This is a genomic window from Actinomadura sp. K4S16, assembly GCF_008327685.1.
Lineage (GTDB): Bacteria > Actinomycetota > Actinomycetes > Streptosporangiales > Streptosporangiaceae > Spirillospora.
Map to the genome: position 1 here is coordinate 44,008 of NZ_BDDE01000027.1, position 15,363 is coordinate 59,370.

The window sequence follows — 15,363 nt, forward strand, 5'->3', positions numbered from 1 at the left end:
TCCGGCTGAACGTCTATGCAGCCAGCGAAAGTCAAGACGAAGCCGAAGAAGGAAACGAATTCATGGCCAGAGCGTCCCAAGGACCACCCAATAGGGGGCCCGAACCTGGACAGATCCGCGCCGAGCTGGACTCGATCAATCTCAAGATGCTGGAGGTCCTGCGCCAGGACGGCCGGATCTCCATCGCGGCCCTCGCCCAGCAGGTCGGGATCTCCCGGGCCAACGCCTACATGCGCTTCGAGGCGCTCCGCACCAGCGGCGTGATCAGCCGGTTCACCGTGCAGGTCGACCCCGTCCGCACCGGCCTCGGCATCTGCGCGCTGATCTTCGTCACCGTCCGGCAGCAGATGTGGCCGCAGTTCCGCGCCCAGCTCGCGCTGATGCCCGAGGTCGAGTACTGCGCGATCACCACCGGCCAGCACGACGCGATGATCCAGGTCCGGGCCACCGACGTGGCGGCCGTGCACCGACTCGTCTCCGAGCGCCTCGCCGGCATCCCGGCGGTGAAGGCGACCGAGACGGTGCTCATCCTCGACGAGGTGATCCGCCGCCCGTTCGTGCTGACGTCCGACTCCGCTCCGGCGAAGGCCGAGGCGGAGCCCGGCCCCGCCCCGGTCACCATGGGACGGATGCGCTTCATCCGCGCGGGCGCGGGGCGGGCCAACCTCAAAGACCTCCCCGAATGATCTCCTCGCAGACGCTGACCTGGGGCGTGTCGTCCCCCTCGAACCGGAACTCCTCCACCAGCCGGATCCGGCCGTCCTGGAGGAGTTCGATCCGGTTCGTGCTGGACCCGGCGACCGGATCCGCGTCCCGCTTGGTCAGATGCACGTAGTTCAGCCGGACCTCGGCCCCGCGCCGGGCCCCCACGAACCGGCCGTGGACCACGGTGTCGCCTTCGTAGCTGCCCCACACCACGCCGTCGGCCTCCGTGTAGGCGAACCGTGTGGGCGCGGCGGGGTCCACCCGGCTCGCGGTCGAGCTGACCATCGCGAACCGGCGGCCGTCCAGGTTGAAAAGATCATTCTCGTTCACGGGTGTCATGGTGCCGGGTTCCGCGCCGTGCGCAATCGCGCCTGAACGCATCGTCGCGGAACCGCCCGCCTCCTGGACGATCCGTCCGCGATACGCGACCCGCACACCAATCCGTCTCGGACCGCCCGTGTCGTAGTGCCGGGCATGCGGGTTCCTCCGGTTCTAGGGGAGGGGAGCGGTCAACGTGCGAAGGACGCGGTCGGCGTGCGTCCAGAGAACGGCGCCGCCGATCCCCTCTACGACGTGGCGCCGTGCGTGGGGGATCCGTGTCGCGAGCGTGGCGCCGTTGTCCGGTGAATGGGTGGTGTCCTGCTCTCCGTACCAGAGGTCGACGGGGACGCCGATGGCGGCGAGGTCGAAGGGCCAGCGGCCCATGGCGAGGACGGTGTCGCGGGCGTAGCCGTCCGGGCCCTGCGCGAAAGCCTCGTCCAGGGCGCGCCGGTAAGCGGCGGCGAATGCCGGTTCGCCGTACACGCGCAGGTCCGACTCGGGGCTCCCGTTCATCACCATCGTCCACATAGCGTCGGCGCCGAATCCGCGGAAGAACTCCTCGGCGCCGCGCGGGTCGGCGGCCACCCGGTCGACGAGTCCGCGCAGCTCGTCCGGCAGCGCGGTCGCGAACTCGGGGGCGGCGACCTCGTCCGCGCCGGAGACGACGGCCACGGAGGACGCGAGGCCCGCGACGGCGCAGGCCAGCGCGAACGGTGCGCCTTGCGAGTTCCCCACCACGGCGGGACGTTCCAGGCCGCGCAGCGCGAAGAAGGCGCTCACGTCGGTCGCGAAGTCGGCGAACGTCCTGCCGGGTGAGGGCGACGAGGCGCCGAGGCCTGGACGGTCCACCGAGACGAGGCGTACTCCGAGGGGACGCACGGCGCCCGCGCCGAAGCCGAGCCACCTGCTCGTGGCCGCTCCGGGGCAGAGCAGGACGGGCGTTCCGTCCTCCGGGCCCCACTCGGCCCAGCCGAGCAGCCGGCCGTCCGGCAGCGTGGTCTCCCCTGTCCGCTCGGGGTCCGCGACGAACATCATGATTCACATGATGGCCTGCACCGGCCGGGGCCGGCCGTCCGGGTGTGGCGAATTGATCAACATCGTCCGGGGTTCGCCCCTAGACTCGGGCGGTCGGGTACCCGGACAGGGAGGACCGTCCGTGAGCGGTGAGCACCATCCGGAGTGGGTGATCGATCCCCATACCCCCAGCGTGGCCCGGATGTACGACTACTACCTCGGCGGCAAGGACAACTTCGCCGCGGACCGCGAGGCCGCCGACCAGGTGGTGGCCGCGATGCCGAACGTGCTGGAGTTCACCCGCGCCAACCGCAGGCTGCTGTCGCGGGCCGTGACGATGATGGCCGAGCGCGGCATCCGGCAGTTCCTCGACATCGGCTCCGGGCTGCCGACCCAGGAGAACGTGCACCAGGTGGCCCAGCGCGCCGCTCCCGGTTCCAGCGTCATCTACGTCGACAACGACCCGATCGTGCTCACGCACGCGCGGGCGCTGCTGGCCGACAACCCGCTGACGACGGTCATCCAGGCCGACTTACGGGACCCGGAGAGCATCCTGGACGATCCCGAGGTCAAGGCCCGGATCGACTTCGACCGGCCGGTGGGGCTCCTGCTGCTGGCCATCCTGCACTTCATCCCGGACGAGGCGCGCCCGGCGGACATCGTGGCGAGGCTCCGCGCGCCGCTCGCCCCCGGCAGCCACCTGGCCGTCACGCACGGCCACCGCGGCCACGTCCCCCCGCAGGTCGAGGAGCAGGTGCGGGGCGCGTACGGCAGGACCGGAGCGGGCGACATCGTCCCGCGCGGGATCGACGAGGTCATGACGTTCTTCGAGGGCACCGAGCTGGTCGGTCCCGGCCTGGTCCAGGTGGCCGACTGGCGGCCGGACGCCGAGCCGGCCACGCCCGACATGTCGCGGCCGGGCTTTCTCGCCGGCGTCGGAAGGGTGATCTGATGCTGCCACTGGACCTGCTGTTCAGCCGGGCGTTCAGCGAGGACCCGTACGCCGTGTACGACGAGCTGCGCGCCTCCGGGCCCGTCCATCCGATCGACTTCCCTCCCGGCGCCACCGCCTTCCTCGTGGTCGACCACGAGCACGGCCGGGCGGCCCTGACCGATCCGCGCCTGTCCAAGGACAGCTCGTACAGCACCGTGCCCGTGAACGCCGAGCTGTTCTTCGGCGGCACGATGCTCGCCATGGACCCGCCCGACCACACCCGGATGCGCGGGCTGGTGGCGAAGGCGTTCACCGGCCGGCGGGTCGAGCGGCTGCGCCCCCGCGTCCAGGAGATCGCCGACGGGCTGCTGGACGGCATCGCGGCCCGCGGCGGGGCCGACCTGATCGAGGAGCTGGCCGTCCCGCTGCCGATCCAGGTCATCTGCGAACTGCTCGGCGTCCCGGCGTCCGACCGGGCCCGGTTCCGCGAGTGGACGGCCGTGCTGACCGTGCCCGCGCTGACCGCCGAGGCCCGCGAGCGCCGCCGCGCGGCGGCCCGGGCGTTCAACGACTACCTGCTCGCGGTCATCGCCGAGCGGCGGGCCCGTCCCGAGGACGACCTGGTCAGCGGTCTGATCACCGCCCGCGATGGCGGGTCCGCCCTCACCGAGGCCGAGATGCTCGGGACCGTCGCGCTGCTGCTCATCGCCGGGCACGAGACCACGGTCAACCTCATCGGCAACGGGGTGCTCGCCCTGCTCCGGAACCCGGGCCAGCTCGAACTGCTCCGGACGCGGCCCGAGCTGCTGCCGGCCGCGGTCGAGGAGCTGCTGCGGTTCGACGGCCCGGTGGAGCGCGCGAGCCAGCGCATCGCCCTGGAGGACATGGAGATCGCCGGGACGCCGATCCCCAAGGGCGCCTGGGTGCACGTCTCGCTCGGCGCCGCGGACCGGGACCCGGCGGTGTTCGAGTCCCCCGACCGGCTGGACGTGACGCGCGCTCCCAAGGGCCACGTCGCCTTCGGCCACGGGCCGCACTTCTGCCTCGGCGCCCCGCTGGCCCGGCTGGAAGGCCAGATCGCCATCGGCGGCCTGCTGGACCGCTTCCCCGACCTCGCCCTCGCGGTCCCGGCCGACGAGCTGCGCCACCATCGCACCGGCTCGATCGTCCGCGGCCTCGTCTCCCTCCCCGTCCGCGTCTGAGCACCCGCTTGGACCTGACCACCGCCCGGGGCGGCGGTGGTCAGTCGTCGAGTCGGCGGTCGTGGCGGTGGGCGGCGTAGAAGTCCGCTTGGCGGGCCATGATGTCGCGCATCGAGGAGCCGCGCGGGACGCCGTAGACGGTGCCGGGGAAGTCCAGGGCGCGCTGCTTCTCCCAGAGGTCGTCGTGCCGGTCCGGGGAGAAGAGTTCGGCGGGGTCTCCGGCCGCCACCCAACCGATCGGGACGACCGTGTCCGGACGCAGCCGCGAGTTCACGTGCAGGACGCTGTTGATGCGCAGTTCAGAGCGCGTCCCGGCGACCGAGCCCGGGAAGAGGGACGCGCCGGTCGCCACGAAGACCTCGTCCTCGACGGTCGCGCCGTTGACGTGCGCGTGCGGTCCGACCAGCACGGCGTCGCCGAGGGCCGCCGGATGGCCGGCCCGGCCGCGGACCAGCGCGTTCTCCATGACCACGACGTTCGCGCCGGTCCGCACGGTGCCGTCCTCGGCGGTGAGGACCGCGCCGTGCAGGATGCGGGCCCCCTCCCCCAGGACGACGTCTCCGCACAGGACAGCTGAGGGGGCCACGTACGCCGACTCGGGAACGACGGGGCGCTTTCCTCGGTGCTCGAGCAGCATGTCCGAATCGTAGGCCGCGATCTATGCTCGGAGCGGCGGCAGGACCGGCGGGTGCGGCACGACGGGCGGTGGCTGCGTGGTGAGGCGGCGTCATGGTGACGGCGGCGGGATGGCCGGGCGCCTCCTGCGCCGGCGATGGTTCTGGCCGGCGGTCGCGGCCGCTGCGGTCCTGCTGGTCTCCGGGTTCGTGCTGGTCGAGCCCAGGGCGGCCGGCGACGGGTCGCTGCGGGTGATGACGTACAACCTGCGCGGCGTGAACGACCCGCCGCCCCGCGACTGGAAGACCCGGCTGCCGCTGGTCAGGCGCCTGCTGCGGGAGCACGACCCGGATCTGCTGGGGGTGCAGGAGGCGCGCTGGTACCAGGTGCGCGACCTCCTCCGGACCCTGCCGGAGTACGGCTGGATCGGCCTCGGCAGCCAGGGCGGCACCCGCGACCAGTTCCTGGCGATCTTCTACCGCGAGGAGCGGTTCGAGGTGCTGGACTTCGACCACTTCTGGCTGTCCGACACCCCGTCGGTGATCGGCTCGGCCACCTGGGGCAACCGGTACGTCCGGATGGTGACGTGGGCGAAGTTCCGCGACCGCCGCACCGGCACGGTGTTCTACCAGGCCAACACGCATCTGGACAACATGTCGGCGGGCTCGCGGGAGAAGAGCGCCCGGCTGATCCTCGACCGCGTCCGCGGTTTCCAGGCGGGCGCGCCGGTCGTCCTCACGGGCGACTTCAACGACACGGCCGGGGCATCCCCGGCGTACTCGATCCTCACCGGGCCGGGCGCGTTCCGCGACACCTGGACGGCGGCCGACCGGCACGGGCCGCAGTACCGGACCGAGAACCACTGGGAGCCGCCGGAACCGGGCGGCAGGCGCATCGACTGGATCCTGGTGCGGGGCCGGATCAGGACGGCGTGGGCCGAGATCGACCCCTACCGCTCCGGCGGGCTCTACCCGTCCGACCACGATCCCGTGCTCGCCCGGCTCGCCTTCCGGAACTGACCCGCCGACGCGGACGGCGAACGGCCGGGCCCATGTGCGGGCCCGGCCGTTCGGCGGTGTCGCGGCGGGTCAGGCGAGGCCGGACTTCTTCAGCCACTCCTCGGCGACCTTCTCCTGGTCGTCCTTGTCGATGGCGACGCGCTTCATCATGTCGAGGAGGTCCTGGGTGGTGAGCTTGGCGGAGACGGCGTTCAGCGCCGCCTTGGCCTTGTCGTCCACCGCGGACTTGTTGACCAGCGGCGTGACGTTCTGGGCGGAGAAGACGTTCTCCGGGTCCTCCAGCACGACGAGCTTGTTCTGCTGGATCGTCGGGTCGGTGGTGAACAGGTCGGCGGCCTGGACCTTGTTCTCGGTGAGCAGCTTCACCAGGGTGGCCTGGGCGCCGGCGTCGAACGGCTGGAACTTCTTGAACTCCAGGCCGTAGGTCTTCTTGAGGCCGACGAGCCCCTGCTGGCGGGTCTTGAACTCCGACGGCCCCGCAATGACCAGGTCCTTGGCGACCGGCTTGAGGTCGGCGATGGACTTCAGCTTGTACTTGGCGGCCGTCTGCGGGTTGACGGTGACGGAGTCCTTGTCCTCGGCCTGCGCGGAGTCCAGGATCTCGACGCCGGCGGGCAGCTTGGCCTTGAGGGCGGCGTTGATCTCGTCGGTCGTGGCGGCGGTGCTGGACTTGTCGACCGAGGTGGTGAGCAGGGCGCCGTTGTACTCGGGCATCACGCTGATGCCGCCCTTGACGACCTGGTCGTAGTAGATCTCGCGGGCGCCGATGTTGAACTTGCGGGTGACCTTGACGCCCTTGGCCTCCAGCGCCTGCGCGTACAGCTCGCCGAGGAGGTTGCTCTCGGGGAAGTTCGCGCCGCCGACGGTGACGGTGCCGTTCCCGCCGCCGCCGGACAGCGGGTTCTTGTCGTCGCCGGAGTCCCCGCTTCCGCAGGCGGACAGCGACAGGGCGGCCACGAGGCCGACGACCGCGCCCCTGATGGTTTTGTTCATGGTGCTCTTCCTTCGGTTTTCAGGAGGATCGGGCGGAGCCGAGCAGGCCCGGTGAGACGAGGAGGCGGCGCAGCGCCGCGAAGGCCGCCTGGACGATCAGCGCGAGCAGCACCACCAGGACGGTGCCCCCGACGACGAGCTGGTAGTCGTTGCGGGCCAGGCCGTCGATGATGTAGCGGCCGAGGCCGCCGAAGCCCGGGTAGGCGGCGATGGTGGCGGTGGCGACGACCTGGATCGCGGAAGTGCGCAGCCCGAGCAGGATCAGGGGCAGCGCCATCGGCAGCTCGACCCGCCACAGCACGCCCCAGCCGGTCATGCCCATGCCGCTCGCCGCGTCCTTGGCGTCGGCGTCGACGCCGCGGATCCCCTCGAAGGTGTTGACGAGGATCGGCGGGACGGCGAGCGCCACCAGGGCGACGAGCACCGGGGTGATGCTGTACTCGATCACCACGACGATCAGCACCAGGCCGAAGGTGGGGACGGCGCGGGCGACGTTCGCCAGGCTGATCGCGAGGAACCCGCCGCGGCCGGTGTGCCCGACGAGCAGCCCGAGCGCGAGGCCGATGACCGCGGCGCACACCAGCGCCACGCCGCTGTAGTAGACGTGCTGGAGCAGCCGGTGCGGGATGCCGTCGCCGCCGTGCCACTGGGAGGACGTGGTGAGCCACGTCCAGAACAGGTCGATCTGGTTCCACAGCTCGTTCATGAGGTCATCCGGGCTCGGGCCCACGGCGTGAGCAGGCGTTGGACGGTGACCAGGATCGCGTCGGTGACCAGGGCCAGCAGGACGATCAGGACGGTGGCGGCCACGATCTGCGTCTGGAACTGGAGCTGGTAGCCGCGGATGATGTCGTAGCCGAGGCCGCCCTGGCCGATCAGCTGGCCTACGGCGACGAGGCTGATGGAGGAGACGGCGGCGACGCGCGTCCCGGCGATGACGATGGGCACGGCGATCGGCAGCTCCACCTGGAGCAGGCGCCGCAGCGGGCCGAATCCCATCGCGGTGGCCGCCTGCCGGACGGGCTCGGACACCGACGCCAGCCCGTCCACCACGTTCGGGACGAGCACCGACAGGCTGTACAGGGTCAACGGGATCATGACCGTGGACGCCGTCAGGCCGGTGTACTGGATGAAGACCATGAACAGCGCGAGCGACGGGATCGCGTAGAAGATGTTCGAGATCGTCAGCGCGGGCGGGTAGAGCCAGCGCCAGCGGCGGCACATCATGCCGACCGGCAGCGAGATGAGCAGGCCGAACAGCACCGGCAGCAGGGCGAGCCGCAGGTGGATGAGGGCGTGCTCGGACAGCGTGTCGGTGTGCTCGCCGATCCAGCCCCAGTCGATGTCCATCAGCCGGTGCCTCCGGCGTCGGCCCCTTCCGGATCCGCCTCTTCCGGACCGGCGGCGGTTCCGGCGGCGGTTCCGGCGGCGGCGCCGTCGCGGCCGTGGGTGGGCACGGCCAGCAGGTCGGTCCCGCTCGCCGTCCCGACGACGGCGCCGGTCTCGTCGACGCCGACCGCCAGCCCGGACGGGGACAGGACGGCCGCGTCCAGCGCGGTCCGCACGGAGTCGCCGCCGACCCGGAACGTCGGGCCGACCGGGCTGAGCTTCGCCTTGCCGAGCGGCCCGCCGGCCTGCGCCGGACGGGCCCAGCCGAGCGGGCGCCGGTCGTCGTCGACGACGAGCACCCAGTCCGTCCCGGCGGCGTCCGCCGCGTCGGTGCTCGCCGCGCGGACCGCGGCGTCGCTCAGCCTCAGGCCGCCCGTCTCGGCGAACGACAGGGTGCGGATTCCGCGGTTCTGGCCGATGAACCCGGCGACGAAGTCGTCGGCCGGGTGGGCGAGGAGGTTCTCGGGGCTGTCGATCTGGACGAGCTTGCCGCCGGTCTGGAACACCGCGATCCGGTCGCCGAGCTTGATGGCCTCGTCGATGTCGTGGGTGACGAACACGATCGTCTTGTGCAGTTCCTCCTGGAGGCGGAGGAACTCGTCCTGCAGCTCGGCGCGGACGACCGGGTCGACGGCGCTGAACGGCTCGTCCATCAGCATGATCGGCGGATCGGCGGCGAGCGCCCGCGCGACGCCGACGCGCTGCTGCTGGCCGCCGGAGAGCTGGAACGGGTACCGCCTGCCCATCGCCGGGTCGAGCCCGACCCGCTCCATCAGCTCCAGCGCCCGCGCCCGCGCCTTCTTCTTGTTCCAGGACAGCAGGTACGGGACGGTGGCGATGTTGTCGAGGATGGTGCGGTGCGGGAACAGCCCGGCGTGCTGGATCACGTAGCCGATGCCGCGCCGCAGCTCGGCGGGCTTGCGCTCGCGGACGTCCTGCCCGTCGATCAGCACGCGCCCGGACGTCGGCTCCACCATCCGGTTGATGGTCCGCAGGGCGGTGGTCTTGCCGCCGCCGGACGTGCCGACGAACACGGTGATGCGGCCCGCGGGGCAGTCGAGGCTCACGTCGTCGAGCGCGACGGTGCCCCCGGGATAGCGCTTGGTGACGCCCTCAAAGGTGATCAACGAATCACGTCCTCGCCGGGCGTCCCCCGTGACGCCGATGATCGATTCCGACTGGTTCCCCACCGCGACCCGTGGGTAACGTCATCCCAGTGTCCCTGCATGTCCGGCACGTCAAGCATGCAAGCATATCTACCGGTAATGCAGGGAAAGTAGCGTGTCGGCGTGGAGAACAGCCGAATCGTTATCGATGGGACATCCCTCACATGCGCGCAGGTGGCGCGCGCCGCCCGGGAGGATGTGGCGGTCGCCGTGGCCCCGGCCGGGGTCGAGCGGGCGCGCGCCGCGTGGCGACTCGTCCGTGAGATCACCGAGGCCCGGCCGGTGTACGGGCGGACGACGGGGGTCGGCGCCAACCGCGTCGTGGACGTCGAGTGGGAGGACGCCGACGCCCACGGGCTGCGACTGCTGCGCAGCCACGCCGCCGGAGCGGGTCCGCTGGTCGCGCCGGAGATCGTCCGGGCGATGCTGGCGGTCCGGCTGAACCAGATCGCGGCGGGCGGCTCGGGCGTGGAACCGGGCGCGCTCCAGGCGTTGGCGGACGTGCTCAACCTCGGCCTCCTCCCCCCGGTGCCGGTGTACGGGGCGATCGGCACGGGCGACCTGACCGCGCTGGCCTCGACCGCGCTGTGCCTTCTCGGCGAGCGGCCGTGGCTGCCCGGCCCGGACGGCGGTCAGGAGCGCGGCCCCGGCTACCGGCTCCGCTCCGCCGACGCGCTGGCGTTCATCAGCTCCAACGCGGCCACGCTCGGCGAGTCGGCGCTCGCGGTCGCCGACCTGCGGGTGGCGCTGCGCGCGTCGACGGTCGTGGCGGCGCTGTCGCATCTGGCCGTCCGCGCCTCCGAGGAGCCCTACGCGGAGGCGGTGCAGGACGCGTGCCCCCATCCGGGCCAGCAGCAGGCCGCGGCGGCGATGCGCGCGCTGCTCGCCTTCGACCGGCCGGCGCCGATGCGCATCCAGGACCCCTACGGCTACCGGGCGTTCCCGCAGGTGCACGGCCCCGCGCTGGAGGCGGCCGGCTACGCCGAGGAGGTCGTCACGCGGGAGATCAACGCCGCCGCCGAGAACCCGCTGGTGGACGTCCCCGGCCGGGCGGTCTGGCACAACGGCAACTTCCACACCGCCTACGTCGGGCTCGCCCTGGACGCGGCCCGCGCCGCCCTCTTCCAGACGATGGCGCTGGCCGCCGCGCGCCTCGGCACGCTCGCCGAGCCGTCGTTCACCGGCCTCTACCCGTTCCAGGGCGCCACGGAGGCCTCGTCCGGGATCATGATCCTGGAGTACGTGGCGCACTCGTGCCTGGCGGACGTGCGGCGCCTCGCGACCCCCGCGGCGCTCGGCAGCGCGGTGCTGTCGCGCGGCGTCGAGGAGCACGCGGGCTTCTCGACGCAGTCGGCGCGCGCCACGACGGACGCGGTCGCCGCCTACCGGCTCGGCCTCGGCTGCGAACTGGTGGCCGCCGTCCGCGCGCTGCGGATGCAGGGGCGGGCACCCTCCGGCGGCCCGCTGCGCTCGGCGTACGACATGGCGGACGCCGTCCTCGACCCGCGGGTCGAGGACCGCCCGCTCGACACCGACATCGCCGCCGCCGCGGACCTCCTACCGCACCTGTCCCGCCTCCACCCCTGAGCCCGGTGGGAACGGTGATCTCACCCCGCCGGTGATCTCACCCCGCCGGCGGCCCGGTCTGCAGGAGACCTCGGCACACCGGTGGCCCGGCGCACCGGCGGCTCAGCCGTCCGCCGGCGGTTCGCCGGTGGAGGCGCGGATGCGCAGGGACGGCTCGCGGACGACGCGGCGCTTGCGGGGCTTGCCGTCGATGACGTCCACGACGAGGCGGACGGCGGAGTGGACGATGCCGTCGATGTCCCACTCGACGCTGGTGAGCGGCGGGGTGAGCAGCGCCGACATCGGGTGGTTGTCGTAGCCGCAGACGGCGACGTCACCGGGGACGTCCAGGCCCAGCTCGCGGGTGGCGGCGTAGACGCCGTAGGCGATGGAGTCGGCGAAGCAGAAGACGGCCGAGGGGCGGTCGGGGCCGCCGAGCACCCGCAGCGCGACCTCGGTGGACTCGGGGAGGGACTGCGGCACGACCACCACGTCGACGCTCAGGCCGAGCCGCTCGGCCTCGGCGTTGACGTACACGTCGGCGGGACGGTCGGGGGTGCTGGCGAGGGTGGGGGTGAACACGGTGAGGCGCTGGTGCCCGAGCGCCCGCAGGTGCTCCAGCGCGAGCGTGACGCCCCGCCGGTTGTCGAACACGACCTCGCCCTGCGCCTGCCCGCCGTGCAGGGCGTCGCCGATGGACACGACGGGGACCGAGGCCGCGAGCTCCGACCACAGCGCGGCGGACGGGTCGAGCGGCTGGACGATCAGGCCGTCCACCCGCTGGTCGCGCAGCCGCCGCGCGAGGGCCAGTTCGCGCTCGGGGTCGCCGCCGGCGTCCACGATCAGGGCGTAGCGGCCGCGGGCGAGCAGCGCCCGGCCGATGCCCACGGCGAGGGACTGCTGCCAGTAGTCCTCCAGCGAGCCGCACAGCAGGCCGACCTGGTCGGTGCGGCCGCTGGCCAGCGCGCGCGCGATCGGGTGCGCCTCGTAGCCCAGCTCCCGCGCCGCGGCGCGGACCCGCTCCTGCGTCTCCTCCGAGGTCTGGATGCCGCGCAGCGCGTACGACACGGCCGCGGGCGACAGCCCCGTCGCCTGCGCCACTTCGCGGATGGTCGCGCGCTTGCGCTTCTCCGACATCCCTCCAACCCTAGAGGCCGCCACCGACAGCGCGCCGCATCCGGGCTTGACGGCGTCATCACTGAAGCGGTTCACTGAAACGGTTAACTGATGCGGTTCAGAAGCCCTGGCCTGGCGATTCACGCCGGGTTACGGGCTTAGCGGACCGTGCCCGGCGACGGTTTCAGAGAGGAGCGAACCCCGTGTCTTCCGAGGTCCTGCCCCGTCCCGGCGGCCTGGAGCGCCTGCCCGGCCGTCCCCTCGACAAGCGGGAGCTGCGGGAGCTGGTCGACGACCTGGCCGAGCGGCCCGGCCTGTGGCGGCAGCACGTCGCGTTCCCGGAGGGGCGCCGCCACTACGTCTCCCTCCACCGGGACGAGCACGTCGACGTCTGGCTGCTGTGCTGGACGCCCGAGAACGACACCGGCTGGCACGACCACGACGTCTCCTCGGGGGCCGTCCGCGTCGTCGCCGGAGCCATCGAGGAGAACAACCCGCGCATCGGCGGCGAACCCCTGCGGACCGTCGTGCGGGAGGGCGCGTCCTTCTGCTTCGGTCCCGAGCACATCCACCGGCTCACGGGGGTGGAGAACGCCAGCGTCTCGATCCACGCCTACTCGCCGCCGCTGTGGCGGCTCGGCCAGTACTCCATCGACGAGACGGGGCTGATGCGTCGCCTGTCGGTCAGCTACACCGAGGAACTGCAGGAACCGGGGCCCGGGTCACCGGACGAGCCGGCCTGAAGTGTTCTCTGCCTGAGGTGCTATCCACCTGAGGTGCTCTGGCGGGCCCGACCGGGGGCGACGGGCCCGCCAGAGGCGGCGCGTCCGGCGTAGCCCGCTCCCAACAACCGGACGCTCATACTCACTCAGCGCACGTCGTTCCGGATGTGTCACACCTTCGGCGAAAAAATCGGTCAGTCAGCACGCGATCGGTCAGCGCGCAGACGGTGACGACGACGGCGAAGCAGGAGACGGCGCCCCTGAGCAGCCCCGCCTCGTAGTAGGTGTCGGCGACCAGGCGGACGGCGGCGTACCCGGCCGCGGCTCCGGCGAGAAGCGCCACCGCCGCCTGGACGGCCCAGAGAGCGATGCGGGTCGCCCCTGCGCCGGTGAGCGTGCTCCGCAGTGCGTACACGGCGGCCACAGCGCAGACCAGCAGGCCGGCCGCCCCTGCCAGGAGCGGGGTGCCGAAGTTCACCCCGTAGCGGACGGCGAGCGCCGGGACGAAGAAGAGAAGCAGTCCCCAGCGCAACCCGTTGATGACCGACGCCAGGGCGTCCCCCACCTCGCCCGGTCTCAGACGGGACGACGCCCAGCGCGCACCCGCCAGGACGCACACGGCGACGGCCATCCCGGGCAGGCGTCCGCCCAGATGACCGAGGTTGTACAGCAGGGCGGTGTCATAGACGGCCAACACGATTTGCCCCAACGCCCAGGCAGACGCGGCGAAGAGAAGCATCTGCGCGAATGACCGCTCCTCTGGGGCGGCTTCCTCTTGCCCGGCCAGCCAGCGGAGCAGCAACGGCGTCACCACAGCCGAGCAGGCCCGAATCACGATGTCGTCCATCGTGTAGGGGTTGCGCAGATCCCACTCGACCAGGCAGAAGACGAACGTGTAGGACAGCGACGCGGCCCACACCGGCCACGAGCGCGCCAGGCGCCGGTAGAGGCCGCGATCCAGCCACCGCAGCACCGTCATGTACGCCAGCAGCGCGAAGGGCAGTTCCAGGAACGCCTGGACACGCAGGAGGGACGGCGCCAGCAGTTCCGGCATCGGGAAGTGTTCCGCGAGACCGCGCATGGCCGCGCCGTCCTCAAGCGCGAAATACCCCTCGGGGAGGTACTTCGCGATGAAGGACGCGTCCCCGCCGTGGACGCGCAGCATGTACACGGTGAAGAGCACTTGGTTCAGGTAGACGAGCCCGATGACGAGGCAGAGGAACGCCTCTGGACGAGCCCAGCGTCGTGTGGAGCCGCCGGGCAGAGGGTCAGGTGCGTGCCGCATCCACCGGGGCGCGGTCGCGAGGCTCACCGCCGCCGAGACCAGAACCGCCCCGTCCACGCCAATCGCCACGAGCGACAAACGTAGAGGTTTCCTCGGAAGGCCGCATGGGTGCCAACGACGCCGTGAGCCGGGCCCGCATCCACTTCGCGCCCGGACGTTCCACAAGCCGGTGCACCGCGTAGGCGGCCAGCAGCGAGGTCCCGACCACCACCGCCAGCGCCGTCCACCGGTTGAGGCCCGGATACACCGCGTCCAGCAGGGGAAGCGCGAGCTGGGAGTGGACGAGGTAGAGCGGGTACGTGAGCGCCCCGAGGACGGTCAGGCCCCGCCACCGCAGCCGGCTCAGCCGCCCGGTCGCGACGAGGATCATCACCGCGAAGATGCCCGTGATGACGGCGCTGACCACGGTCTCGTCCGCGCCCCTGAAGACGTGCTCCGCGCGCCAGGAGCCCCAGCGCAGCGCCACCAGGTAGGACGCGGCCACGTAGCCCCAGAGCAGCAGCGTCGGCCCGAACCGGTGGATCATGTACAGCGCCATGCCCGCGATGAAGTAGCAGCTCCAGGTCGGGACCAGCATCACCTGGAGCAGCTTGTTGTCGGCCTCGTCGGCGAAGACCCCGCCGAGCAGCCAGGCCGCCATGAAGATCAGGCAGGACCGGTAGGTGATCCCGACCCCCGCGAGGACGGCGGCGAGCACGTAGAAGTGCAGCTCGACCCAGAGCGTCCAGTAGACGGCGTCCACGTTCCGCAGTCCGAGCCCGCCTTGCAGCATCGTCAGGTTCGGGACGACCAGGCCGGGGACGCCGTGCCCCATCCGGAAGACCGCGTAGACGGCGGCGCCCAGCAGCACGCTCACCCAGTACGCGGGCATCAGCCGGACGAGCCGGGAGATGCCGAACTCCCCCGGGCCGCGTCCCCACGCGCTCATGAGGATCACGAACCCGCTGATGACGAAGAACAGGTCGACGCCGAGGTACCCGAACCGGGTGACCGGGGCGATCTCGGGGAAGACCTCCTGCGACGGCGAGGGCCACGCCCCCGCGCCCCCGAATCCCGTGAAGTGGTAGAGCACCACCGCCATCGCGGCCGTGAAGCGCAGCAGGTCGAGTTCGCGCAGCCGTTCCCGTCGAGTCACCGCGGAACCCTCCCGTCGCCAGGTTGCCCGGTCCGATCCGCGGGGTGAACGGCGGATGGAAGGAAGGACACGATCGGCCGCGGGGCGGTGACGGCATGGTGACGCCATGGTCGCGGAGTGCCCGCGGCAGAGGCGCGGGGTCAGTAAGATGCGGAGGCGTCCCCCTGATTCATTGGTGGTA

16 protein-coding genes are annotated in these 15,363 nt (G+C 71.9%); 6 read left to right on the forward strand and 10 right to left on the reverse strand.

The window, feature by feature from the left end:
* The first annotated feature begins 62 nt into the window (after positions 1-62).
* A complete protein-coding gene (locus K4S16_RS38855) occupies positions 63-686 on the forward strand; it encodes an Lrp/AsnC family transcriptional regulator (RefSeq protein ID WP_149264099.1) in 624 nt (207 codons plus the stop codon).
* On the opposite strand, the gene K4S16_RS38860 is transcribed toward K4S16_RS38855, so the two are convergent.
* Together K4S16_RS38860 and K4S16_RS38865 are read right to left on the reverse strand one after the other, a co-directional pair.
* The gene (locus K4S16_RS38860; protein ID WP_235037365.1) at positions 667-1,035 is read right to left on the reverse strand and encodes a hypothetical protein; all 369 of its coding nucleotides are present in this window, start codon (positions 1,033-1,035) and stop codon (positions 667-669) included. The genes K4S16_RS38855 and K4S16_RS38860 overlap by 20 nt on opposite strands.
* A 162-nt stretch (positions 1,036-1,197) precedes the next feature.
* The gene (locus K4S16_RS38865; protein ID WP_235037366.1) at positions 1,198-2,061 is read right to left on the reverse strand and encodes an alpha/beta fold hydrolase; all 864 of its coding nucleotides are present in this window, start codon (positions 2,059-2,061) and stop codon (positions 1,198-1,200) included.
* 121 nt (positions 2,062-2,182) lie between these two features.
* Between K4S16_RS38865 and K4S16_RS38870 the strand changes: the two genes are divergently transcribed.
* Both K4S16_RS38870 and K4S16_RS38875 read left to right on the forward strand, forming a co-directional pair.
* Positions 2,183-2,992, forward strand: coding sequence for an SAM-dependent methyltransferase (locus tag K4S16_RS38870; protein ID WP_235037367.1), 810 nt, complete (start codon positions 2,183-2,185; stop codon positions 2,990-2,992).
* A complete protein-coding gene (locus K4S16_RS38875; protein WP_149264100.1) occupies positions 2,992-4,176 on the forward strand; it encodes a cytochrome P450 in 1,185 nt (394 codons plus the stop codon). Before K4S16_RS38870 ends, K4S16_RS38875 begins: the two co-directional genes overlap by 1 nt.
* A gap of 40 nt (positions 4,177-4,216) precedes the next feature.
* Here K4S16_RS38875 and K4S16_RS38880 read toward each other — a convergent pair whose 3' ends face one another.
* Positions 4,217-4,813 (reverse strand): gamma carbonic anhydrase family protein, encoded by a 597-nt coding sequence (locus tag K4S16_RS38880; RefSeq protein ID WP_149264101.1) that lies wholly within the window; start codon positions 4,811-4,813, stop codon positions 4,217-4,219.
* 109 nt (positions 4,814-4,922) lie between these two features.
* On the opposite strand from K4S16_RS38880, the gene K4S16_RS38885 reads away from it, so the two are divergent.
* Positions 4,923-5,810, forward strand: coding sequence for an endonuclease/exonuclease/phosphatase family protein (locus K4S16_RS38885; protein WP_149264102.1), 888 nt, complete (start codon positions 4,923-4,925; stop codon positions 5,808-5,810).
* A 69-nt stretch (positions 5,811-5,879) separates the two neighbouring features.
* On the opposite strand, the gene K4S16_RS38890 is transcribed toward K4S16_RS38885, so the two are convergent.
* From K4S16_RS38890 to K4S16_RS38905, 4 genes are read right to left on the reverse strand one after another with little or no spacing between them, the layout of a single operon-like run.
* The gene (locus tag K4S16_RS38890; RefSeq protein WP_149264103.1) at positions 5,880-6,803 is read right to left on the reverse strand and encodes an ABC transporter substrate-binding protein; all 924 of its coding nucleotides are present in this window, start codon (positions 6,801-6,803) and stop codon (positions 5,880-5,882) included.
* A gap of 19 nt (positions 6,804-6,822) precedes the next feature.
* Complete coding sequence (locus tag K4S16_RS38895; protein ID WP_149264104.1) at positions 6,823-7,509, reverse strand: ABC transporter permease; 687 nt, start codon at positions 7,507-7,509, stop codon at positions 6,823-6,825.
* Positions 7,506-8,153 (reverse strand): ABC transporter permease, encoded by a 648-nt coding sequence (locus tag K4S16_RS38900; RefSeq protein ID WP_149264105.1) that lies wholly within the window; start codon positions 8,151-8,153, stop codon positions 7,506-7,508. The genes K4S16_RS38895 and K4S16_RS38900 overlap by 4 nt, the downstream gene beginning before the upstream one ends.
* Positions 8,153-9,319 carry an ABC transporter ATP-binding protein gene (locus K4S16_RS38905; protein ID WP_149264106.1) on the reverse strand — a complete coding sequence of 389 codons (1,167 nt, stop codon included), beginning with the start codon at positions 9,317-9,319 and terminating at the stop codon, positions 8,153-8,155. The genes K4S16_RS38900 and K4S16_RS38905 overlap by 1 nt, the downstream gene beginning before the upstream one ends.
* Positions 9,320-9,481: 162 nt before the next feature.
* Between K4S16_RS38905 and K4S16_RS38910 the strand changes: the two genes are divergently transcribed.
* Positions 9,482-10,945, forward strand: a complete 1,464-nt coding sequence (locus K4S16_RS38910; protein ID WP_149264107.1) for an aromatic amino acid ammonia-lyase — start codon at positions 9,482-9,484, stop codon at positions 10,943-10,945.
* Positions 10,946-11,047: 102 nt separating this feature from the next.
* Here the strand turns inward: K4S16_RS38910 and K4S16_RS38915 are convergent, their stop codons facing one another.
* Entirely contained in the window at positions 11,048-12,061 is a 1,014-nt protein-coding gene (locus K4S16_RS38915) for a LacI family DNA-binding transcriptional regulator (protein WP_149264108.1), read from the reverse strand.
* Between the two features lie 182 nt (positions 12,062-12,243).
* On the opposite strand from K4S16_RS38915, the gene K4S16_RS38920 reads away from it, so the two are divergent.
* Positions 12,244-12,783, forward strand: a complete 540-nt coding sequence (locus K4S16_RS38920) for a cysteine dioxygenase family protein (protein ID WP_149264109.1) — start codon at positions 12,244-12,246, stop codon at positions 12,781-12,783.
* A gap of 121 nt (positions 12,784-12,904) precedes the next feature.
* On the opposite strand, the gene K4S16_RS38925 is transcribed toward K4S16_RS38920, so the two are convergent.
* Complete coding sequence (locus K4S16_RS38925; protein WP_149264110.1) at positions 12,905-14,116, reverse strand: hypothetical protein; 1,212 nt, start codon at positions 14,114-14,116, stop codon at positions 12,905-12,907.
* Positions 14,031-15,182, reverse strand: coding sequence for an acyltransferase (locus K4S16_RS38930; RefSeq protein ID WP_160161174.1), 1,152 nt, complete (start codon positions 15,180-15,182; stop codon positions 14,031-14,033). The genes K4S16_RS38925 and K4S16_RS38930 overlap by 86 nt, the downstream gene beginning before the upstream one ends.
* Positions 15,183-15,363: the final 181 nt, after the last annotated feature.